This window comes from Escherichia sp. WS547 (assembly GCF_046486065.1).
Taxonomy (GTDB): Bacteria; Pseudomonadota; Gammaproteobacteria; order Enterobacterales; family Enterobacteriaceae; genus Escherichia; species Escherichia coli.
Genome location: NZ_JBJQMA010000005.1, coordinates 152,579 through 172,626 on the forward strand (window position 1 = coordinate 152,579; position 20,048 = coordinate 172,626).

Consider the following 20,048-nt stretch of genomic DNA (forward strand, 5'->3'; position numbering starts at 1 on the left):
ATTTCCGTGCCCGCTTCACAAGTTGGCTGTTATGCAGGAATACACGAATCATTCCGATACCACTTTTGCACTGCGTAATATCTCCTTTCGTGTGCCAGGGCGCACGCTTTTGCATCCGCTGTCGTTAACCTTTCCTGCCGGGAAAGTGACTGGTCTGATTGGTCACAACGGTTCTGGTAAATCCACTCTGCTCAAAATGCTTGGCCGTCATCAGCCACCGTCAGAAGGCGAAATTCTTCTTGATGCCCAGCCGCTGGAAAGCTGGAGCAGCAAGGCGTTCGCCCGCAAAGTGGCTTATTTACCGCAGCAGCTTCCTCCGGCAGAAGGGATGACCGTGCGTGAACTGGTGGCGATTGGTCGTTACCCGTGGCATGGCGCACTAGGGCGCTTTGGTGCTGCAGATCGCGAAAAGGTCGAGGAAGCTATCTCGCTGGTTGGCTTAAAACCGCTGGCGCATCGGTTGGTCGATAGTCTCTCTGGCGGCGAACGTCAGCGGGCGTGGATCGCCATGCTGGTGGCGCAGGATAGCCGTTGTCTATTGCTCGACGAACCGACCTCGGCGCTGGATATCGCCCACCAGGTTGATGTGCTGGCGCTGGTGCATCGTTTAAGTCAGGAGCGTGGCCTGACGGTCATTGCCGTGCTGCACGATATCAATATGGCTGCGCGTTACTGTGATTATCTGGTCGCCCTGCGCGGCGGTGAAATGATTGCTCAGGGAACGCCTGCGGAAATTATGCGCGGCGAAACCCTCGAAATGATTTATGGCATCCCGATGGGTATTTTGCCGCATCCGGCGGGTGCTGCACCTGTGAGTTTTGTTTATTGATGAGCGGCTTACCTCTTATTTCGCGCCGTCGACTGTTAACGGCGATGGCGCTTTCTCCGTTGTTATGGCAGATGAATACCGCCCACGCGGCGGCTATTGATCCCAATCGTATTGTGGCGCTGGAGTGGTTGCCGGTGGAATTACTGCTGGCGCTCGGCATCGTGCCTTACGGCGTGGCGGACACCATCAACTATCGCCTGTGGGTCAGCGAGCCGCCATTGCCGGACTCAGTGATCGACGTTGGTTTGCGTACAGAACCTAACCTTGAACTGCTGACCGAAATGAAACCGTCGTTTATGGTCTGGTCGGCAGGATATGGCCCTTCACCAGAAATGCTGGCACGTATTGCGCCGGGGCGTGGATTTAACTTCAGCGACGGCAAACAGCCGCTGGCGATGGCGCGTAAATCACTGACGGAAATGGCAGATTTACTTAACCTGCAAAGCGCAGCAGAAACGCATTTAGCGCAATATGAAGACTTTATCCGCAGCATGAAACCCCGCTTTGTGAAGCGTGGTGCACGCCCGTTATTGCTGACGACGCTTATCGATCCGCGCCATATGTTGGTCTTCGGTCCAAACAGCTTGTTCCAGGAAATTCTTGATGAGTACGGCATCCCAAATGCCTGGCAAGGGGAAACCAACTTCTGGGGCAGTACCGCCGTCAGTATCGATCGTCTGGCAGCGTATAAAGACGTTGATGTGCTCTGTTTTGATCACGACAACAGCAAAGACATGGATGCGCTAATGGCAACCCCGCTGTGGCAGGCCATGCCGTTTGTCCGCGCCGGACGCTTTCAGCGCGTTCCGGCGGTCTGGTTCTATGGTGCGACGCTTTCTGCAATGCACTTTGTGCGCGTTCTGGATAACGCCATCGGAGGTAAAGCGTGAGTAAACGAATTGCGCTTTTTCCTGCGTTATTGCTGGCGCTGTTAGTGATTGTCGCTACGGCACTGACCTGGATGAACTTCTCGCAGGCGCTGCCGCGTAGCCAGTGGGCGCAGGCCGCCTGGTCGCCGGATATTGACGTCATCGAGCAGATGATTTTTCACTACAGCTTGTTGCCGCGTCTGGCGATTTCGCTGCTGGTGGGCGCGGGCCTGGGGCTGGTGGGCGTGCTGTTTCAGCAAGTGCTGCGTAACCCGCTGGCGGAACCGACGACGCTGGGCGTTGCTACAGGCGCGCAACTGGGGATTACCGTCACCACGCTCTGGGCGATCCCAGGTGCTATGGCGAGCCAGTTTGCTGCACTGGCAGGGGCTTGTGTGGTTGGCTTAATTGTCTTTGGCGTCGCGTGGGGGAAACGGCTGTCGCCGGTAACGCTGATTCTCGCGGGGCTGGTAGTGAGCCTTTATTGTGGGGCAATCAATCAGTTACTGGTTATCTTCCATCACGACCAGCTACAAAGCATGTTCCTGTGGAGCACCGGAACGCTGACGCAAACCGACTGGGGCGGCGTTGAGCGTTTATGGCCGCAGTTGCTGGGCGGCGTGATGCTGACGTTACTGCTACTTCGCCCGTTAACCCTGATGGGGCTTGATGATGGCGTGGCGCGCAATCTCGGTCTGGCCTTGTCGCTCGCGCGTCTGGCGGCGCTGTCGCTGGCGATAGTCATCAGTGCGCTGCTGGTGAATGCGGTGGGGATTATCGGCTTTATCGGGTTGTTCGCGCCGTTGCTGGCAAAAATGCTGGGTGCGCGGCGTCTGCTACCAAGGTTGATGCTGGCGTCGCTGATTGGTGCACTGATCCTCTGGCTTTCCGATCAAATCATCCTCTGGCTGACTCGCGTGTGGATGGAAGTTTCTACCGGTTCGGTCACTGCGTTGATCGGTGCGCCGCTGCTACTGTGGCTGCTGCCGCGTTTACGCAGCATTAGCGTGCCGGATATGAAGGTCAACGATCGTGTCGCGACTGAACGCCAACACGTGCTGGCGTTTGCCCTCGCGGGCGGCGTGCTGCTGTTGATGGCTGTGGTGGTGGCGCTGTCGTTTGGTCGTGATGCGCACGGCTGGACGTGGGCGAGCGGGGCGTTGCTCGAGGATTTGATGCCCTGGCGCTGGCCGCGAATTATGGCGGCGCTGTTTGCGGGCGTAATGCTGGCGGTGGCGGGCTGTATTATTCAGCGGCTGACCGGAAACCCGATGGCAAGCCCGGAAGTGCTGGGGATTAGCTCCGGCGCGGCGTTTGGCGTGGTGTTGATGCTGTTTCTGGTGCCGGGTAATGCCTTTGGCTGGCTGTTACCTGCAGGCAGTCTCGGCGCGGCGGTGACGCTGTTGATCATTATGATCGCCGCCGGACGCGGTGGATTTTCCCCACACCGCATGTTACTGGCGGGGATGGCGTTAAGTACCGCGTTCACCATGCTTTTGATGATGTTGCAGGCAAGTGGTGACCCGCGAATGGCGCAAGTTCTGACCTGGATTTCCGGTTCGACCTACAACGCGACCGATGCGCAGGTCTGGCGTACCGGAATTGTGATGGTGATTTTGCTGGCGATTACCCCGCTGTGCCGCCGCTGGCTGACCATTTTACCGCTGGGAGGTGATACCGCACGAGCCGTGGGGATGGCGCTGACGCCGACGCGAATTGCGCTGCTGCTGTTAGCGGCTTGCCTGACAGCGACTGCGACAATGACCATTGGACCGTTGAGTTTTGTTGGTTTAATGGCACCGCATATTGCGCGGATGATGGGCTTTCGACGGACGATGCCACACATCGTAATTTCGGCGCTGGTGGGAGGATTACTGCTGGTGTTCGCTGACTGGTGTGGGCGGATGGTGCTGTTTCCATTCCAGATCCCAGCGGGGCTGCTGTCGACCTTTATCGGCGCGCCATATTTTATCTATTTGTTGAGAAAGCAGAGCCGTTAATTGAATGCCTCGCCCGGTGGGCGAGGCAAAATCATCACAACTTCGCAAACACCCGACGTGCAGCATCGATGGTGTTATTGATATCTTCCATGCTGTGCGCCACAGACATAAAGCCCGCTTCAAACGCTGACGGTGCCAGATAAACACCTTCGTCCAGCATCATATGGAAGAAACGCTTAAAGCGTTCCACGTCACAGGCCATCACATCCTGATAGCACGTCACGGACCCGGCGTCGGTAAAGAAAATACCGAACATGCCGCCAACGTGGTTTACCACCAGCGGAATTCCGGCTTCTTCTGCCGCTTCCCGCAGACCTTCTGCCAGACGTGTTGTCAGCTCATCCAGCGTTTCGTGAACGCCCGGCTGCGCGACTTCATTCAGACAGGCGAAACCAGCAGCCATCGCAATCGGGTTACCGGAAAGCGTACCCGCCTGATAGACCGGACCGGTCGGGGCCAGCGCATCCATTACATCACGACGACCACCGAATGCGCCTACCGGCATTCCACCGCCGATGATTTTGCCGAGGCAGGTGAGATCCGGTTCCACACCGTAATAATCCTGTGCGCCAGCTAGCGCTACGCGGAAACCGGTCATCACTTCATCGATGATCAGCAACGCGCCAAATTCGTCGCACAGCGCGCGCAGACCTGGCAGGAACTCTGGCAGCGGTGGAACGCAGTTCATATTGCCTGCCACCGGCTCGACGATAATACAGGCAATCTCTTGCGGGTATTGCTCAAACGCGGCGCGTACAGAGGCCAGATCGTTATAAGTACAGGTTAAGGTATGTTTGGCGAAATCTGCCGGAACGCCCGGCGAGTTTGGCTGGCCTAACGTGAGTGCGCCAGAACCGGCTTTCACCAGCAGGCAGTCAGCGTGACCGTGGTAACAACCTTCAAATTTAATAATTTTGTCGCGACCGGTAAAACCACGGGCCAGGCGGATGGCGCTCATTGTCGCTTCAGTGCCGGAGTTCACCATGCGCACCATATCCATGGTCGGGACCAGTTCGGTCACCAGTTGCGCCATTTTCACTTCCATTTCGGTTGGTGCACCAAAGCTTAAACCACGCTCGGCGGCTTCAATCACGGCATTGCGGATCGCCGGATGGTTATGGCCCAGCACCATCGGCCCCCAGGAACCGACATAATCGATATAGGCTTTGCCATCAACATCGTACAGATAAGCGCCGTCCGCTTTTTCGATAAACAGTGGAGTGCCGCCCACGCCAGTAAAGGCGCGAACAGGGGAGTTCACACCGCCAGGGATCAGCTCGCGCGCTGCGCTGTAAAGATTTTCAGACTTACTCATGGAGGGTTCCTGATTCGTAGAAAAAGTGAATGGCTGCTATTCTATGTTATTCATAACAAGTTAAATACTCGTCAAACATCAGGCTGCTTGTACTGGTGCAATCCTGATTTCTTAGAGTATAAAAGTTTTGTGCATTTGAAACATTACGCTTTGCAAAGGATTTTCATGGAACGTGCGAGTAAAATGCCGTCATCTTATTTGTATGACCAATAAGTGATCATTGGATGAAAACTGATACTCCCTCTTTAGAAACACCGCAGGCCGCGCGCCTGCGACGCAGACAACTGATTCGCCAACTTCTTGAGCGCGATAAAACCCCGTTAGCCATTTTGTTTATGGCGGCAGTCGTCGGCACGCTTGTCGGGCTGGCTGCGGTTGCTTTTGACAAAGGTGTCGCCTGGTTGCAGAACCAACGTATGGGGGCGCTGGTACATACTGCTGATAATTATCCGCTTCTGTTAACCGTCGCTTTTCTCTGTTCGGCGGTGCTGGCGATGTTCGGCTACTTTTTGGTGCGCAAATACGCGCCGGAAGCAGGTGGTTCGGGGATCCCGGAAATTGAAGGGGCGCTGGAAGATCAACGTCCCGTTCGCTGGTGGCGTGTGTTGCCGGTGAAATTCTTTGGCGGGCTGGGAACACTCGGCGGAGGCATGGTGCTGGGCCGCGAAGGGCCAACCGTACAGATCGGCGGCAATATCGGTCGCATGGTGCTTGATATTTTCCGCCTGAAAGGTGATGAAGCGCGCCATACGCTGCTGGCAACCGGTGCTGCGGCGGGGCTGGCTGCGGCCTTTAACGCCCCGCTGGCGGGTATTTTGTTTATTATCGAAGAGATGCGTCCGCAGTTTCGCTATACGTTAATTTCGATTAAAGCGGTATTTATTGGCGTCATTATGTCGACCATTATGTACCGGATTTTTAATCATGAAGTTGCGTTGATTGACGTCGGTAAACTTTCTGACGCGCCGCTTAATACGCTGTGGCTTTATCTGATCCTCGGTATTATTTTTGGCATTTTCGGCCCTATTTTTAATAAATGGGTGCTGGGAATGCAGGATTTGCTGCACCGTGTGCACGGCGGCAATATTACCAAATGGGTACTGATGGGCGGTGCGATTGGCGGTCTGTGTGGATTGCTGGGGTTTGTGGCACCAGCAACGTCGGGCGGCGGTTTTAACCTGATTCCTATCGCTACCGCGGGGAATTTCAGCATGGGAATGCTGGTGTTTATCTTCGTCGCGCGGGTCATTACCACCTTGCTCTGCTTCTCTTCCGGCGCGCCGGGCGGTATTTTTGCCCCGATGCTGGCGCTGGGTACTGTGCTGGGAACCGCTTTCGGAATGGTTGCCGTTGAGCTGTTTCCGCAATATCACCTTGAGGCGGGGACATTTGCTATTGCCGGAATGGGGGCATTACTGGCGGCATCTATTCGCGCGCCGTTAACGGGGATCATTCTGGTTCTGGAGATGACCGATAACTACCAGCTCATTTTGCCAATGATTATTACCGGTCTTGGCGCAACACTATTAGCGCAATTTACCGGCGGGAAACCGCTATACTCGGCGATTCTTGCGCGCACGCTGGCAAAACAGGAAGCTGAGCAACTGGCGCGAAGCAAGGCCGCATCAGCCAGCGAGAATACTTGAACGAAATACCAGGGTATTAGATAATGGCGATTATTATTGGGTTAGAATTTGCCCAATTGCCGATGTCGTTTGGAGCAAAATATGAGTGATGACGTAGCACTGCCGCTGGAGTTTACCGACGCAGCAGCCAACAAAGTTAAAAGCCTGATCGCTGACGAAGATAACCCGAATCTGAAATTACGCGTGTATATCACCGGTGGCGGTTGCAGCGGCTTCCAGTATGGTTTCACCTTTGATGATCAGGTGAACGAAGGCGATATGACCATCGAAAAACAGGGCGTTGGCCTGGTGGTTGATCCGATGAGCCTGCAATATCTGGTCGGCGGTTCCGTTGACTATACCGAAGGACTGGAAGGTTCTCGTTTCATCGTGACCAACCCGAACGCGAAAAGCACCTGCGGTTGCGGTTCTTCCTTTAGCATCTAATCTGTTGTTCATGTGCCGGATAAACTATCCGGCACATCTTCTCTCTTCAACGCCCATTCTCATCCAGCGCAAACGTCGGTAGCTTAAGATGCCAACGAATAGCCGCCAGCCGAATCAATAGCGTCACGACCATGCCCATCATACTGGCTGTTTCCAGTGGTACGGAAAATGTGTAATAAGCCGTAGCGTGGACAATACCGCCGATAATACAGGCTGTTGCGTAGATTTCTGTACGTAAAATCATGGGGATTTCGCGGGCCAGTACATCACGAATGATCCCGCCGCCAACGCCAGTAATGACGCCCATACAAACCGCGATTAACGGACCGGCTTCCGCATTAAAGGCTTTATTCACGCCAATGCCGACAAACACCGCCAGACCAACGGCGTCCAGCACCGGCAACATCCATTTTGGTAAGCGTCTTGGCTGGCGCACCAGCACGATGGTCAGCATGCTGGTGACCATTGCAACGACCAGATCGGTGGGATCTTTCACCCAAAATACCGGGCCGTGATCCAGCGCCATGTCGCGAATTGTCCCGCCGCCTACTGCGGTAACCACGCCCAGTACCAGAACACCAAAAGGGTCCATACGCAATTTTCCGGCTAACAAAACGCCAGAGATAGCAAATACCGCTGTGCCGACTATATCCAGCCAATAGACGAGCATTGTTCAATCCCCACTGAGCACCTGAAAAGGTCAGGCGCTAATCTACCTGTGAAAGCGCATTACAGAGCTGTTGTGCAGCGAGGATAATACGTGGGCTTGCACGTTCAAACCAGTCACTCGTGAGAGGAATAACGGGAATTTTGAGCTGTTCACCCCAGTATTGTTTGATTTTAGGAATTTGGTCCGGTCCGCCTGTAATGACTATCGCCTGTGGCGCGCGTGCTAACACCTGTTCGCGGCTAACTTGCGGCCAGGGAACCCGGCTATCTTTAAAGATGTTTTCTCCGCCACAAACTTCGAGTACCTGGTTCTGAATCGACTCTTTTCCACTGGTAAATGGCGGATTAATGCCGAATTGCAGAAAAACACGTTTTTTAGGTTTATCAGCATATTGCGCTTTCAATTGCGCGTACTGGTCCAGCAGGGATTGCGCGGCTTGTTCGGCCTTGTCTGGTTGCGGACTCCAGGGGGCCAGTTGACGTAACGCATTGGCAATTTGTTCAATGCTTGTCGCATCGACCCACATCACTTTTATTCCCAGCGAAGCCAGCTGGTCAACCTGCCGCTCGGCATTACCTCCACGCCAGGCAATCACCAGATCGGGTTTCAGCGCGACAATGCGTTCCAGATTCATCCCCTGCCAGGTGGAAACCTGCTCAATCTTTTGCGCTTGTGGAGGATAGTCGGAATAGCTGCTGACCCCAACCGGCGTGATCCCGGCGGCAAAGGCGAGTTCAGTGTTGGCGGGAGAAAGCGTGATGACGCGCGGCGCGGCGTTGAGCCACAGCGGCGCGAGAAAAGACAGGGCGACCAGCGCCCTGAACAGTGACTTAGCCATGTGCCAGTTTCTGTACCAGTGACTCAACCATCAGGCTGGACTGTTTAGCGGCAACAGCCAGGAACTCATCGAAGCTAAGATGAGACTGTTGATCGGCCACGTCGGAGATGGCGCGTACTACGACAAACGGGACGTTGAAATTGTGGCAGACATGGGCGATTGCCGTCGCTTCCATCTCTACAGCAATGGCCTGTGGGAAGTTGTGGCGGATTTTCGCCAGACCAACAGAACCGTTGATGAATGCGTCGCCGCTAACAATCAGGCCACGTACAGCGTTAAGATTCAGTTCGGCAATGCAGGCCTCAGCGGCAGCGATCAGTTTATCGTCAGCTTTGAAGCCTGCCGGGCAGCCTGGTAACTGACCGTATTCATAACCAAATGCCGTGACATCCGCGTCGTGATAACGTGCTTCGTCCGAGACAACGATATCGCCCACTTTCAGCGTTGGTGCCAGGCCACCGGCAGAACCGGTGTTAATAATCACATCTGGCTTGCAGTGTTCCAACAGCAAAGTGGCACCCAGCGCCGCAGCGACTTTACCGATGCCCGATTTCAGAAGCGCAACCTCGGTTCCATTCAGTTGGCCGGTATAGATTTCGCAACCGCCGAGACTGATAGTTTGACGGTTTTCGATTTTGTCACGCAGCAGCGTAACTTCTTCTTCCATTGCACCAATGATGCCGATTTTCATAGATTTACTCGCGATAAGCCCGATTTGAAGGCATAGTTTACCATGCGCTTACGGGGAAGCGTATTTCTCACGCGGGAGAGGACATGGCACAGATTGATTTCCGAAAAAAAATAAACTGGCATCGTCGTTACCGTTCACCGCAGGGCGTTAAAACCGAACATGAGATTCTGCGGATCTTCGAGAGCGATCGCGGGCGTATCATCAACTCTCCGGCAATTCGTCGTCTGCAACAAAAGACCCAGGTTTTTCCACTGGAGCGCAATGCCGCCGTGCGCACGCGTCTTACCCACTCGATGGAAGTCCAGCAGGTGGGGCGCTACATCGCCAAAGAAATTTTAAGCCGTCTGAAAGAGCTTAAATTGCTGGAAGCATACGGCCTGGAAGAACTGACCGGCCCCTTTGAAAGCATTGTTGAGATGTCATGCCTTATGCACGATATCGGCAATCCGCCGTTTGGTCATTTTGGCGAAGCGGCGATAAATGACTGGTTTCGCCAGCGTTTGCACCCGGAAGATGCCGAAAGCCAGCCTCTGACTGACGATCGCTGCAGCGTGGCAGCACTACGTTTACGGGACGGGGAAGAACCGCTTAACGAGCTGCGGCGCAAAATACGTCAGGACTTATGTCATTTTGAGGGGAATGCACAAGGCATTCGTCTGGTGCATACATTGATGCGGATGAATCTCACCTGGGCACAGGTTGGCGGTATTTTAAAATATACTCGTCCGGCGTGGTGGCGTGGTGAAACGCCTGAGACACATTACTATTTAATGAAAAAGCCGGGTTATTATCTTTCTGAGGAAGCCTATATTGCCCGGTTGCGTAAAGAACTTAATTTGGCGCTTTACAGTCGTTTTCCATTAACGTGGATTATGGAAGCTGCCGACGACATCTCCTATTGTGTGGCAGATCTTGAAGATGCGGTAGAGAAAAGAATATTTACCGTTGAGCAGCTTTATCATCATTTGCACGAGGCGTGGGGCCAGCATGAGAAAGGTTCGCTCTTTTCGCTGGTGGTTGAAAATGCCTGGGAAAAATCACGCTCAAATAGTTTAAGCCGCAGTACGGAAGATCAGTTTTTTATGTATTTACGGGTAAACACCCTAAATAAACTGGTACCCTACGCGGCACAACGATTTATTGATAATCTGCCTGCGATTTTCGCCGGAACGTTTAATCATGCATTATTGGAAGATGCCAGCGAATGCAGCGATCTTCTAAAGTTATATAAAAATGTCGCTGTAAAACATGTGTTTAGCCATCCAGATGTCGAGCAGCTTGAATTGCAGGGCTATCGGGTCATTAGCGGATTATTAGAGATTTATCGTCCTTTATTAAGCCTGTCGTTATCAGACTTTACTGAACTGGTAGAAAAAGAACGGGTGAAACGTTTCCCTATTGAATCGCGCTTATTCCACAAACTCTCGACGCGCCATCGGCTGGCCTATGTCGAGGCTGTCAGTAAATTACCGTCAGATTCTCCTGAGTTTCCGCTATGGGAATATTATTACCGTTGCCGCCTGCTGCAGGATTATATCAGCGGTATGACCGACCTCTATGCCTGGGATGAATACCGACGTCTGATGGCCGTAGAACAATAACCAGGCTTTTGTAAAGACGAACAATAAATTTTTACCTTTTGCAGAAACTTTAGTTCGGAACTTCGCGCTATAAAACGAATCTGAAGAACACAGCAATTTTGCGTTATCTGTTAATCGAGACTGAAATACATGAAAAAAACCACATTAGCACTGAGTGCACTGGCTCTGAGTTTAGGTTTGGCGTTATCTCCGCTCTCTGCAACGGCGGCTGAGACTTCTTCAGCAACGACAGCCCAGCAGATGCCAAGCCTTGCACCGATGCTCGAAAAGGTGATGCCTTCAGTGGTCAGCATTAACGTAGAAGGTAGCACAACCGTTAATACGCCGCGTATGCCGCGTAATTTCCAGCAGTTCTTCGGTGATGATTCTCCGTTCTGCCAGGAAGGTTCTCCGTTCCAGAGCTCTCCGTTCTGCCAGGGGGGCCAGGGCGGTAATGGCGGCGGCCAGCAACAGAAATTCATGGCGCTGGGTTCCGGCGTCATCATTGATGCCGATAAAGGCTATGTCGTCACCAACAACCACGTTGTTGATAACGCGACGGTGATTAAAGTCCAGCTGAGCGATGGTCGTAAGTTCGACGCGAAGATGGTTGGCAAAGATCCGCGCTCTGATATCGCGCTGATCCAGATCCAGAACCCGAAAAATCTGACCGCAATTAAGATGGCGGATTCTGATGCACTGCGCGTGGGTGATTACACCGTAGCAATTGGTAACCCGTTTGGTCTGGGCGAGACGGTAACTTCCGGGATTGTCTCTGCGCTGGGGCGTAGCGGCCTGAATGCTGAAAACTACGAAAACTTCATCCAGACCGATGCAGCGATCAACCGTGGTAACTCCGGTGGTGCGTTGGTTAACCTGAACGGCGAACTGATCGGTATCAACACCGCGATCCTCGCACCGGACGGCGGAAACATCGGTATCGGTTTTGCTATCCCGAGCAACATGGTGAAAAACCTGACCTCGCAGATGGTGGAATACGGCCAGGTGAAACGTGGTGAGTTGGGTATTATGGGCACTGAGCTGAACTCCGATCTGGCGAAAGCGATGAAAGTTGACGCCCAGCGCGGTGCTTTCGTAAGCCAGGTTCTGCCGAATTCTTCCGCCGCGAAAGCGGGCATTAAAGCGGGTGATGTGATCACCTCCCTGAACGGTAAGCCAATCAGCAGCTTTGCCGCACTGCGTGCTCAGGTGGGCACTATGCCGGTGGGTAGCAAACTGACCCTGGGCTTACTGCGCGACGGGAAGCAGGTTAACGTGAACCTGGAACTGCAGCAGAGCAGCCAGAATCAGGTTGATTCCAGCACCATCTTCAACGGCATTGAAGGCGCTGAGATGAGTAACAAAGGCAAAGATCAGGGCGTGGTAGTGAACAACGTGAAAACGGGCACTCCGGCTGCGCAGATCGGCCTGAAAAAAGGTGATGTGATTATTGGCGCGAACCAGCAGGCAGTGAAAAACATCGCTGAACTGCGTAAAATTCTCGATAGCAAACCATCTGTTCTGGCGCTGAACATTCAGCGTGGCGACAGCACCATCTACCTGTTAATGCAGTAATCTCCCTCAACCCCTTCCTGAAAACGGGAAGGGGTTCTCCTTACAATCTGTGAACTTCACCACAACTCCATACATCTTCATCATCCTTTGGGCATTTGCACAATGCCGTACGTTACGTACTTCCTTATGCTAAGCCGTGCATAACGGAGGACTTATGGCTGGCTGGCATCTTGATACCAAAATGGCGCAGGATATCGTGGCACGTACCATGCGCATCATCGATACCAATATCAACGTAATGGATGCCCGCGGGCGAATTATCGGCAGCGGCGATCGTGAGCGTATTGGTGAATTGCACGAAGGTGCATTGCTGGTACTTTCACAGGGACGAGTCGTCGATATCGATGACGCGGTGGCACGTCATCTGCACGGTGTGCGGCAAGGGATTAATCTACCGTTACGGCTGGAAGGTGAAATTGTCGGCGTAATTGGCCTGACTGGTGAACCAGAGAACCTGCGTAAATATGGCGAACTGGTCTGCATGACGGCTGAAATGATGCTGGAACAGTCGCGGTTGATGCACCTGTTGGCGCAGGATAGCCGTTTGCGGGAAGAACTGGTGATGAACCTGATTCAGGCTGAGGAGAATACCCCCGCACTTACTGAATGGGCGCAACGGCTGGGGATCGATCTCAATCAACCGCGAGTGGTGGCTATTGTTGAGGTCGACAGCGGTCAGCTTGGCGTGGACAGCGCAATGGCGGAGTTACAGCAACTGCAAAACGCGCTGACTACGCCTGAGCGTAATAATCTGGTGGCAATTGTTTCGCTGACCGAAATGGTGGTGTTGAAACCGGCGTTGAACTCTTTTGGGCGCTGGGATGCAGAAGATCATCGTAAGCGAGTTGAACAACTGATTACCCGCATGAAAGAGTACGGCCAGCTGCGTTTTCGCGTTTCGCTGGGCAACTATTTTACCGGACCGGGCAGTATTGCCCGCTCTTATCGTACGGCGAAAACGACGATGGTGGTGGGTAAACAGCGAATGCCAGAAAGTCGCTGCTATTTTTATCAGGATCTGATGTTGCCTGTGTTACTCGACAGTTTGCGTGGCGACTGGCAGGCCAACGAACTGGCGCGACCGCTGGCGCGGCTGAAAGCGATGGATAATAACGGCTTGCTGCGACGTACGCTGGCGGCGTGGTTTCGCCATAACGTGCAGCCGCTGGCAACGTCAAAGGCGCTGTTTATTCATCGTAATACCCTGGAGTATCGGCTTAATCGCATATCGGAACTGACCGGGCTGGATTTGGGCAATTTTGATGACAGGTTGCTGCTGTATGTCGCGTTGCAACTGGATGAAGAGCGGTAGGTCGATGACAAAATTACAGCCGGGTGAGACCTTACCCGGCCCACAGAATGGCATTATTTACGCGTCAGTTTTTCCAGATCGGCTTCAATCTCGCTGATCTTATTGGTTACTACTGACTCCAGGTGACGTAAGTCGTCGAGGATCTTACGCTTAAGATCAACTTCGCTGCGGTCACGCTGGCAGATTTGATCTAACTCATCAATGATATAGCGAAGATTAGGGCTAATCTCCTGCACTTCTTTATAACCCTGACCCACACCATCGGCGACGACCGTTTTACGCTGACGCGGATATTTAAATTTCACGCTCTTGGCGAAAAACTCGCCTTTGTCTTTCTGGAAATAGATTTTCAGAATATCGTTGTTGGCTTCCTGCCGGAGGCTGTAACGATCAATTTCTTCAGGATTGGTAATACCCAGACTTTTCAGATTGTCGTACATAGCGTTACCTCAAAATGAGTCAGTAAATTGTGCTTATTTTAGCATTTGGCCTGGCCCGCCCGGCTCGACTGTGATCGCAGAAAGCCTTTTTCTTCCAGACTTCTATCATGGCGTAAAAATCAAAAAATTACCTGCTTTATTGTGGCGATATTCCATGGGATGGATTAGCACATTTATCTTCGTTTTGCGAATTACATGACAGTCCGAAACAAGATGAAAAAGTATTTAAAAAAGGGGGAGGAAGAATGAGTAGGACGAATTATTCTGAACCAGAAAGCAATCGGGCAGCGTCGTGCTGCCCGTGTGCATACTTTTAGTCGATGGTACGCAACAGTTCGTTAATGCCGACTTTGCCGCGAGTTTTCGCGTCAACTTTCTTAACGATAACCGCACAGTAGAGGCTGTATTTGCCATCTTTCGACGGCAGATTGCCTGAAACAACCACAGATCCCGCCGGAACGCGACCGTAGTGGATTTCGCCGGTTTCACGGTCGTAAATACGGGTGCTCTGACCAATGTATACGCCCATAGAGATGACGGAACCTTCTTCGACAATCACCCCTTCAACCACTTCAGAGCGCGCGCCGATGAAGCAGTTATCTTCAATAATGGTCGGGTTAGCCTGCAGCGGCTCCAGCACGCCGCCGATGCCCACACCACCGGAAAGGTGGACGTTTTTACCAATCTGCGCACAGGAACCGACGGTGGCCCAGGTATCAACCATCGTGCCTTCATCAACATATGCGCCGATGTTGACGTAAGACGGCATCAGCACGGTGTTACGGGCAATGAACGCGCCCTGACGCACCGCCGCTGGTGGCACAACGCGGAAGCCTTCTTTCTGAAAACGCGCTTCGTCGTAGTTAGCGAATTTCATCGGCACTTTATCGAAGTAGCGGCTTTCTGCCCCTTCGATTACCTGATTATCATTAATACGGAAAGAGAGCAGCACCGCTTTTTTCAACCACTGATGCGTCACCCACTGACCGTCAATTTTTTCCGCTACACGCAGTGCGCCGGAATCCAGCAGGGCGATCACCTGATTTACCGCTTCGCGGGTAACGGTGTCTGCGTTGGCTGGCGTGATCTCGGCACGGCGTTCAAAAGCGGTTTCAATAATGTTCTGTAACTGCTGCATTGTTAAACTCTTTTCATATCAGTAAACACATCACCCTTTATCGTTTGGATTGAGGGCCTCTGTCAACCGCTGATGCACTTCCTGCTGCAACTCGTTATTAAGCGCACGCCGGTCAGCGGTGGCAATTATGAATAAATCTTCTACTCGCTCGCCAATGGTTGTAATTCGGGCGCCATGAAGCGAAATTCCCAGATCGGCAAAAATTTTCCCAACTCGCGCCAGCAGACCTGGTTGGTCGAGGGCGATCAGTTCGAGGAACGATTTGCGGTCGGTATGGGTCGGCAAAAACGTTACTTCGGTTTCAACAGTAAAATGGCGCAATTTGGCAGGTTGACGACGGGGCTGCGGTGGCTGCCAGCTACTTTGTGTCAGTACTTGCTCCAGACCAAACCGAATAACCTCATGACGATCTGCGGACAGCGGGCTGCCGTCGGGTTCCAGCACGATGAAGGTATCCATCGCCATACCGTCGCGAGTGGTGAAAATTTGTGCGTCGTGGACACTTAAATTGCGGCGGTCTAATTCGGCACAGACGGCGGCAAACAGATAGGGGCGGTCCGGGCTCCAGATAAAAATCTCGGTGCCTCCACGCGTAGCCTGCGGACTAAGCAATACCAGCGGTTTGCTTAAATCATGCTGTAATAAATGGCGCGCATGCCAGGCCAGTTGATTTGGGCTATGGCGGACAAAATAGTTAGCACGACAGCGTGACCAAATTTGGTGCAGCGCCTCTTCGTCGATGTTATCCATGCGCAGTAGTGCCAGCGCCTGGAGTTGGTGATGGCGAACCCGTTCGCGCATATCCGGCGTGTTTTGCATTCCGCGTCGTAGCTGCTTTTCGGTGGCGAAATAGAGTTCGCGCAACAGACTTTGCTTCCAGCTATTCCACAGCGTTTCGTTGGTGGCGCAAATGTCAGCCACTGTCAGGCATACCAGATAGCGCAGACGATTTTCCGTTTGAACTTCTTCGGCAAACTGCTTGATCACTTCCGGGTCCTGAATATCGCGGCGCTGTGCTGTCACCGACATCAGCAAGTGCTGGCGAACCAGCCAGGCGACCAGCTGTGTTTCGCGTGAGTTCAGCCCGTGGAGTTCGGCAAAATGCACTACATCCTGAGCACCGAGAATAGAGTGGTCGCCGCCGCGTCCTTTGGCGATATCGTGAAACAGCGCGGCGATGAAAATCAGCTCAGTTGACGGCAGGCGTGGCCAGACGTCCACACACAACGGATGGCGCTGGCGCGTTTCTTCACTGGCAAAACTCTCCAGTTTCAGCATCACGCGGATAGTATGTTCATCCACCGTGTAGGCGTGGAACAGATCAAACTGCATTTGCCCGACGATATGCGACCATTGCGGCATATACGCGCCGAGTACGCTATGGCGATGCATTGGCAATAGCCCGCGCCGCACCGCTCCGGGGTGACGCAGAATGCTCAAAAACAGTTTTCGTGCTTCCGGAATATTACACAGCGGTTGTTGCAGATGGCGACGGGCATGGCGCAGATGGCGCAGCGTGGTGGAGTAAATGCCGGTGATCGCACTGTTGCGCACCATGGTGTAGAACATACGCAAGATGGCTTCCGGCTGGCGCATAAATAGTGTTTCATCACGCAGGTCGATTAGCGTACCGCGTAGCTGAAACTCATCGTCGATTGGACGTGGTTTTTCATCGGCGGGAAGGGCGAGGATGGCTTCATCGAACAGTTGCAGCAGCATCTGGTTGAGTTCACTGACGCGGCGTGTAACGCGGAAGTAATCCTTCATCATCCGCTCGACCGGTTCGTTACCTTCACCACTGTAATTCAAACGCTGGGCGACGCTAAGCTGGCGATCAAACAGCAGGCGATTATCGTAACGGCTGACGACCAGATGCAGGGCAAAGCGAATACGCCACAATATATGCAGACATTCGTTTAATTCCGCTCGCTCCGCTGAGGTTAAGAAGCCAAACCCGACCATTTCATCCAGCGATGTTGCGCCAAAATGACGGCGGGCCACCCATTGCAGCGTGTGGATATCGCGCAAGCCGCCAGGGCTACTTTTGATGTCTGGCTCAAGGTTGTAGCTGGTGCCGTGGTAACGCTGATGGCGCTGGTTCTGTTCTTCAACTTTCGCTGCGTAGAACTTGTCGGAAGGCCAGAATCCTTCGCTAAAAATATGTTTTTGCAGTTCGAGGAAGAGCGCTACATCGCCAATTAATAAGCGGGATTCGATTAAATTGGTGGCGACGGTTAAATCCGATAATCCTTCCAGCATGCACTCTTCAAGCGTGCGCACGCTATGACCGACTTCCAGCTTCACATCCCAGAGCAGCGTTAACAGCTCGCCCACTTTTTGCGCCTGATCATCCGGGAGCTTTTTACGGCTTAAAATCAGTAAATCGATGTCGGAAAGTGGATGCAGCTCGCCACGACCATAACCACCGACGGCAACCAATGCCAGGTCGGCAATCTGGCTGAATCCCGCTTCAATCCATAATCGTTGCAGGAGCTGGTCTATGAACTCGGTACGTGCCTCAATCAACTGTTCTGCGGAGATCCCATTGTCAAAGGCATCACCCAGCCAACGCTGGAAAGTATCGATATGGGCTTTTATCCCACAGACGGTTAATTCATCACGGGGCCAGGCACATGGATTTTGCGGTTGACCGGGCAGGGTGGGGAGAGCGGTGTTTGCGTACTGTTCTGGAAGGGTATTCATTGTGCGCCACCCATAAGATTAAATTATCGCATTAAAAAAGCCGGCATTCGCCGGCTTCATCTTATTCGTCGTGCGAGATTATCGCCGGGATGGTGTCATCCTTGCGTAGCGTCAGAATTTCGCAGCCGTTATCAGTCACCACAATAGTATGCTCGTATTGTGCAGACAAGCTGCGATCTTTGGTTTTTACCGTCCAGCCATCTTTCATGGTGCGGATCTCTTTTTTACCCGCGTTGACCATTGGCTCGATGGTGAAGGTCATCCCCGGTTTCAGCACGACGTTGGTTTCACGGGAGTCATAGTGCAGCACCTGCGGTTCTTCATGGAAGCCGCGACCAATACCGTGTCCACAATATTCACGAACGACGGAGAAGCCTTCTGCTTCGACAAACTTCTGAATTGCCGCACCGATTTCGCGCAGATTAATGCCAGGTTTTACCATGCGCAGCGCCAGGTACAGGCTTTCTTGCGTGATGCGGCACAGACGTTCGCCCATGATGGTCGGCTTACCGACGATAAACATTTTCGAGGTATCGCCGTGGAAACCATCTTTGATTACGGTGACATCAATGTTAACGATATCGCCATCTTTCAGCAGCTTGGCGTCGTCCGGGATACCGTGGCACACCACTTCATTAATAGAAATGCAAACGGATTTCGGATAGCCGTGATAGCCGAGGCAGGCAGAAACCGCGTGTTGTTCATTAACAATGTAATCATTACAGATGCGATCCAGCTCGCCGGTGCTGACGCCCGGTTTAACATACGGTTCGATCATCTCCAGCACTTCGGCAGCCAGTCGGCCAGCGACGCGCATTTTTTCGATATCTTCTGGGGTCTTGATTGAGATAGCCATTAATTCTGTCCATCAGCGTCGGTGATACCGACAATATATATGTAAGTGCCGTCAATGGTATCACACCCGGGCAAATTGAGAATCATTCTGAATTTCGCCAAACGTGCCACTGAAGGTTTTCTATAATAGAAAATTCAACGTCTGATGCTGTACACAGCGCCAACAATTATTGGTGTCCGCGACGTATTTGTGGTATAAAGCGCGCCGGACTTCCGATCCATTTCGTATACACAGACTGGACGGAAGCGACAATCTCACTTTGTGTAACAACACACACGTATCGGCACATATTCCGGGGTGCCCTTTGGGGTCGGTAATATGGGATACGTGGAGGCATAACCCCAACTTTTATATAGAGGTTTTAATCATGGCAACTGTTTCCATGCGCGACATGCTCAAGGCTGGTGTTCACTTCGGTCACCAGACCCGTTACTGGAACCCGAAAATGAAGCCGTTCATCTTCGGTGCGCGTAACAAAGTTCACATCATCAACCTTGAGAAAACTGTACCGATGTTCAACGAAGCTCTGGCTGAACTGAACAAGATTGCTTCTCGCAAAGGTAAAATCCTTTTCGTTGGTACTAAACGCGCTGCAAGCGAAGCGGTGAAAGACGCTGCTCTGAGCTGCGACCAGTTCTTCGTGAACCATCGCTGGCTGGGCGGTATGCTGACTAACTGGAAAACCGTTCGTCAGTCCATCAAACGTCTGAAAGACCTGGAAACTCAGTCTCAGGACGGTACTTTCGACAAGCTGACCAAGAAAGAAGCGCTGATGCGCACTCGTGAGCTGGAGAAACTGGAAAACAGCCTGGGCGGTATCAAAGACATGGGCGGTCTGCCGGACGCTCTGTTTGTAATCGATGCTGACCACGAACACATTGCTATCAAAGAAGCAAACAACCTGGGTATTCCGGTATTTGCTATCGTTGATACCAACTCTGATCCGGACGGTGTTGACTTCGTTATCCCGGGTAACGACGACGCAATCCGTGCTGTGACCCTGTACCTGGGCGCTGTTGCTGCAACCGTACGTGAAGGCCGTTCTCAGGATCTGGCTTCCCAGGCGGAAGAAAGCTTCGTAGAAGCTGAGTAATAAGGCTTGATAACTCCCCCAAAATAGTTCGAGTTGCAGAAAGGCGGCAAGCTCGAGAATTCCCGGG

At 52.8% G+C, this 20,048-nt stretch carries 19 protein-coding genes; 11 read left to right on the forward strand and 8 right to left on the reverse strand.

What is annotated here, in order from left to right; all coding sequences use genetic code 11:
* Positions 1–31: 31 nt before the first annotated feature.
* From fhuC to fhuB, 3 genes are read left to right on the forward strand one after another with little or no spacing between them, the layout of a single operon-like run.
* The gene (fhuC, locus tag ACJHWK_RS06705) at positions 32–829 is read left to right on the forward strand and encodes a Fe3+-hydroxamate ABC transporter ATP-binding protein FhuC (RefSeq protein WP_001158929.1); all 798 of its coding nucleotides are present in this window, start codon (positions 32–34) and stop codon (positions 827–829) included.
* Positions 829–1,719, forward strand: a complete 891-nt coding sequence (gene fhuD / locus ACJHWK_RS06710) for a Fe(3+)-hydroxamate ABC transporter substrate-binding protein FhuD (protein ID WP_001310529.1) — start codon at positions 829–831, stop codon at positions 1,717–1,719. The genes fhuC and fhuD overlap by 1 nt, the downstream gene beginning before the upstream one ends.
* The gene (gene fhuB / locus ACJHWK_RS06715) at positions 1,716–3,698 is read left to right on the forward strand and encodes a Fe(3+)-hydroxamate ABC transporter permease FhuB (RefSeq protein WP_001520512.1); all 1,983 of its coding nucleotides are present in this window, start codon (positions 1,716–1,718) and stop codon (positions 3,696–3,698) included. The genes fhuD and fhuB overlap by 4 nt, the downstream gene beginning before the upstream one ends.
* A gap of 34 nt (positions 3,699–3,732) precedes the next feature.
* Here fhuB and hemL read toward each other — a convergent pair whose 3' ends face one another.
* Positions 3,733–5,013 (reverse strand): glutamate-1-semialdehyde 2,1-aminomutase, encoded by a 1,281-nt coding sequence (gene hemL, locus ACJHWK_RS06720; protein ID WP_000045297.1) that lies wholly within the window; start codon positions 5,011–5,013, stop codon positions 3,733–3,735.
* A gap of 165 nt (positions 5,014–5,178) precedes the next feature.
* Here hemL and yadX point away from each other — a divergent pair, with 165 nt between their 5' ends.
* Genes yadX through erpA form a run of 4 tightly spaced genes read left to right on the forward strand, consistent with a single transcriptional unit; the run spans position 5,179 to position 7,085 of the window.
* Positions 5,179–5,226, forward strand: coding sequence for a protein YadX (gene yadX, locus ACJHWK_RS06725; protein ID WP_211180485.1), 48 nt, complete (start codon positions 5,179–5,181; stop codon positions 5,224–5,226).
* 11 nt (positions 5,227–5,237) lie between these two features.
* On the forward strand, positions 5,238–6,659 hold the full coding sequence (gene clcA / locus ACJHWK_RS06730) for a H(+)/Cl(-) exchange transporter ClcA (RefSeq protein ID WP_000845394.1): 1,422 nt from the start codon (positions 5,238–5,240) through the stop codon (positions 6,657–6,659).
* Positions 6,660–6,682: 23 nt separating this feature from the next.
* Positions 6,683–6,748, forward strand: a complete 66-nt coding sequence (gene yadW, locus ACJHWK_RS06735) for a small protein YadW (RefSeq protein ID WP_120795373.1) — start codon at positions 6,683–6,685, stop codon at positions 6,746–6,748.
* A complete protein-coding gene (gene erpA, locus ACJHWK_RS06740; RefSeq protein ID WP_001295564.1) occupies positions 6,741–7,085 on the forward strand; it encodes an iron-sulfur cluster insertion protein ErpA in 345 nt (114 codons plus the stop codon). Before yadW ends, erpA begins: the two co-directional genes overlap by 8 nt.
* A 46-nt stretch (positions 7,086–7,131) precedes the next feature.
* Here the strand turns inward: erpA and ACJHWK_RS06745 are convergent, their stop codons facing one another.
* Genes ACJHWK_RS06745 through mtnN form a run of 3 tightly spaced genes read right to left on the reverse strand, consistent with a single transcriptional unit; the run spans position 7,132 to position 9,284 of the window.
* Positions 7,132–7,755 (reverse strand): TRIC cation channel family protein, encoded by a 624-nt coding sequence (locus tag ACJHWK_RS06745; RefSeq protein WP_000964221.1) that lies wholly within the window; start codon positions 7,753–7,755, stop codon positions 7,132–7,134.
* A 37-nt stretch (positions 7,756–7,792) separates the two neighbouring features.
* Positions 7,793–8,593 (reverse strand): vitamin B12 ABC transporter substrate-binding protein BtuF, encoded by an 801-nt coding sequence (gene btuF, locus ACJHWK_RS06750; RefSeq protein WP_001306218.1) that lies wholly within the window; start codon positions 8,591–8,593, stop codon positions 7,793–7,795.
* A complete protein-coding gene (mtnN, locus tag ACJHWK_RS06755) occupies positions 8,586–9,284 on the reverse strand; it encodes a 5'-methylthioadenosine/S-adenosylhomocysteine nucleosidase (RefSeq protein ID WP_000689844.1) in 699 nt (232 codons plus the stop codon). Before mtnN ends, btuF begins: the two co-directional genes overlap by 8 nt.
* 83 nt (positions 9,285–9,367) lie before the next feature.
* Between mtnN and dgt the strand changes: the two genes are divergently transcribed.
* From dgt to cdaR, 3 genes are all read left to right on the forward strand, one after another.
* Positions 9,368–10,885 (forward strand): dGTPase, encoded by a 1,518-nt coding sequence (gene dgt / locus ACJHWK_RS06760; protein ID WP_001520513.1) that lies wholly within the window; start codon positions 9,368–9,370, stop codon positions 10,883–10,885.
* Between the two features lie 129 nt (positions 10,886–11,014).
* Entirely contained in the window at positions 11,015–12,439 is a 1,425-nt protein-coding gene (gene degP / locus ACJHWK_RS06765) for a serine endoprotease DegP (protein WP_001520514.1), read from the forward strand.
* Between the two features lie 154 nt (positions 12,440–12,593).
* Entirely contained in the window at positions 12,594–13,751 is a 1,158-nt protein-coding gene (gene cdaR, locus ACJHWK_RS06770; RefSeq protein ID WP_000929439.1) for a DNA-binding transcriptional regulator CdaR, read from the forward strand.
* A gap of 53 nt (positions 13,752–13,804) precedes the next feature.
* On the opposite strand, the gene ACJHWK_RS06775 is transcribed toward cdaR, so the two are convergent.
* The 4 genes from ACJHWK_RS06775 to map form a co-directional block, all read right to left on the reverse strand.
* Complete coding sequence (locus ACJHWK_RS06775) at positions 13,805–14,191, reverse strand: DUF3461 family protein (RefSeq protein ID WP_000272188.1); 387 nt, start codon at positions 14,189–14,191, stop codon at positions 13,805–13,807.
* Between the two features lie 313 nt (positions 14,192–14,504).
* A complete protein-coding gene (gene dapD / locus ACJHWK_RS06780; RefSeq protein WP_001186656.1) occupies positions 14,505–15,329 on the reverse strand; it encodes a 2,3,4,5-tetrahydropyridine-2,6-dicarboxylate N-succinyltransferase in 825 nt (274 codons plus the stop codon).
* Positions 15,330–15,359: 30 nt separating this feature from the next.
* Positions 15,360–18,032, reverse strand: coding sequence for a bifunctional uridylyltransferase/uridylyl-removing protein GlnD (glnD, locus tag ACJHWK_RS06785; protein WP_001520515.1), 2,673 nt, complete (start codon positions 18,030–18,032; stop codon positions 15,360–15,362).
* A 61-nt stretch (positions 18,033–18,093) separates the two neighbouring features.
* Complete coding sequence (gene map, locus ACJHWK_RS06790) at positions 18,094–18,888, reverse strand: type I methionyl aminopeptidase (protein ID WP_001018194.1); 795 nt, start codon at positions 18,886–18,888, stop codon at positions 18,094–18,096.
* Between the two features lie 367 nt (positions 18,889–19,255).
* On the opposite strand from map, the gene rpsB reads away from it, so the two are divergent.
* Positions 19,256–19,981: a 30S ribosomal protein S2 gene (gene rpsB, locus ACJHWK_RS06795; RefSeq protein ID WP_000246882.1), complete on the forward strand. Its 726-nt coding sequence runs from the start codon at positions 19,256–19,258 to the stop codon at positions 19,979–19,981.
* The last annotated feature ends 67 nt before the right edge of the window (positions 19,982–20,048 follow it).

What these genes read in the sequence shown, in the direction of transcription:
- fhuC (WP_001158929.1), top strand. Translation starts at nt 32, where the DNA reads ATGCAGGAATACACGAATCATTCCGATACCACTTTTGCACTGCGTAAT.
- fhuD (WP_001310529.1), top strand. Translation starts at nt 829, where the DNA reads ATGAGCGGCTTACCTCTTATTTCGCGCCGTCGACTGTTAACGGCGATG.
- hemL (WP_000045297.1), bottom strand. Translation starts at nt 5,013, where the DNA reads ATGAGTAAGTCTGAAAATCTTTACAGCGCAGCGCGCGAGCTGATCCCT.
- clcA (WP_000845394.1), top strand. Translation starts at nt 5,238, where the DNA reads ATGAAAACTGATACTCCCTCTTTAGAAACACCGCAGGCCGCGCGCCTG.
- erpA (WP_001295564.1), top strand. Translation starts at nt 6,741, where the DNA reads ATGAGTGATGACGTAGCACTGCCGCTGGAGTTTACCGACGCAGCAGCC.
- ACJHWK_RS06745 (WP_000964221.1), bottom strand. Translation starts at nt 7,755, where the DNA reads ATGCTCGTCTATTGGCTGGATATAGTCGGCACAGCGGTATTTGCTATC.
- btuF (WP_001306218.1), bottom strand. Translation starts at nt 8,593, where the DNA reads ATGGCTAAGTCACTGTTCAGGGCGCTGGTCGCCCTGTCTTTTCTCGCG.
- mtnN (WP_000689844.1), bottom strand. Translation starts at nt 9,284, where the DNA reads ATGAAAATCGGCATCATTGGTGCAATGGAAGAAGAAGTTACGCTGCTG.
- dgt (WP_001520513.1), top strand. Translation starts at nt 9,368, where the DNA reads ATGGCACAGATTGATTTCCGAAAAAAAATAAACTGGCATCGTCGTTAC.
- degP (WP_001520514.1), top strand. Translation starts at nt 11,015, where the DNA reads ATGAAAAAAACCACATTAGCACTGAGTGCACTGGCTCTGAGTTTAGGT.
- cdaR (WP_000929439.1), top strand. Translation starts at nt 12,594, where the DNA reads ATGGCTGGCTGGCATCTTGATACCAAAATGGCGCAGGATATCGTGGCA.
- ACJHWK_RS06775 (WP_000272188.1), bottom strand. Translation starts at nt 14,191, where the DNA reads ATGTACGACAATCTGAAAAGTCTGGGTATTACCAATCCTGAAGAAATT.
- dapD (WP_001186656.1), bottom strand. Translation starts at nt 15,329, where the DNA reads ATGCAGCAGTTACAGAACATTATTGAAACCGCTTTTGAACGCCGTGCC.
- glnD (WP_001520515.1), bottom strand. Translation starts at nt 18,032, where the DNA reads ATGAATACCCTTCCAGAACAGTACGCAAACACCGCTCTCCCCACCCTG.
- map (WP_001018194.1), bottom strand. Translation starts at nt 18,888, where the DNA reads ATGGCTATCTCAATCAAGACCCCAGAAGATATCGAAAAAATGCGCGTC.
- rpsB (WP_000246882.1), top strand. Translation starts at nt 19,256, where the DNA reads ATGGCAACTGTTTCCATGCGCGACATGCTCAAGGCTGGTGTTCACTTC.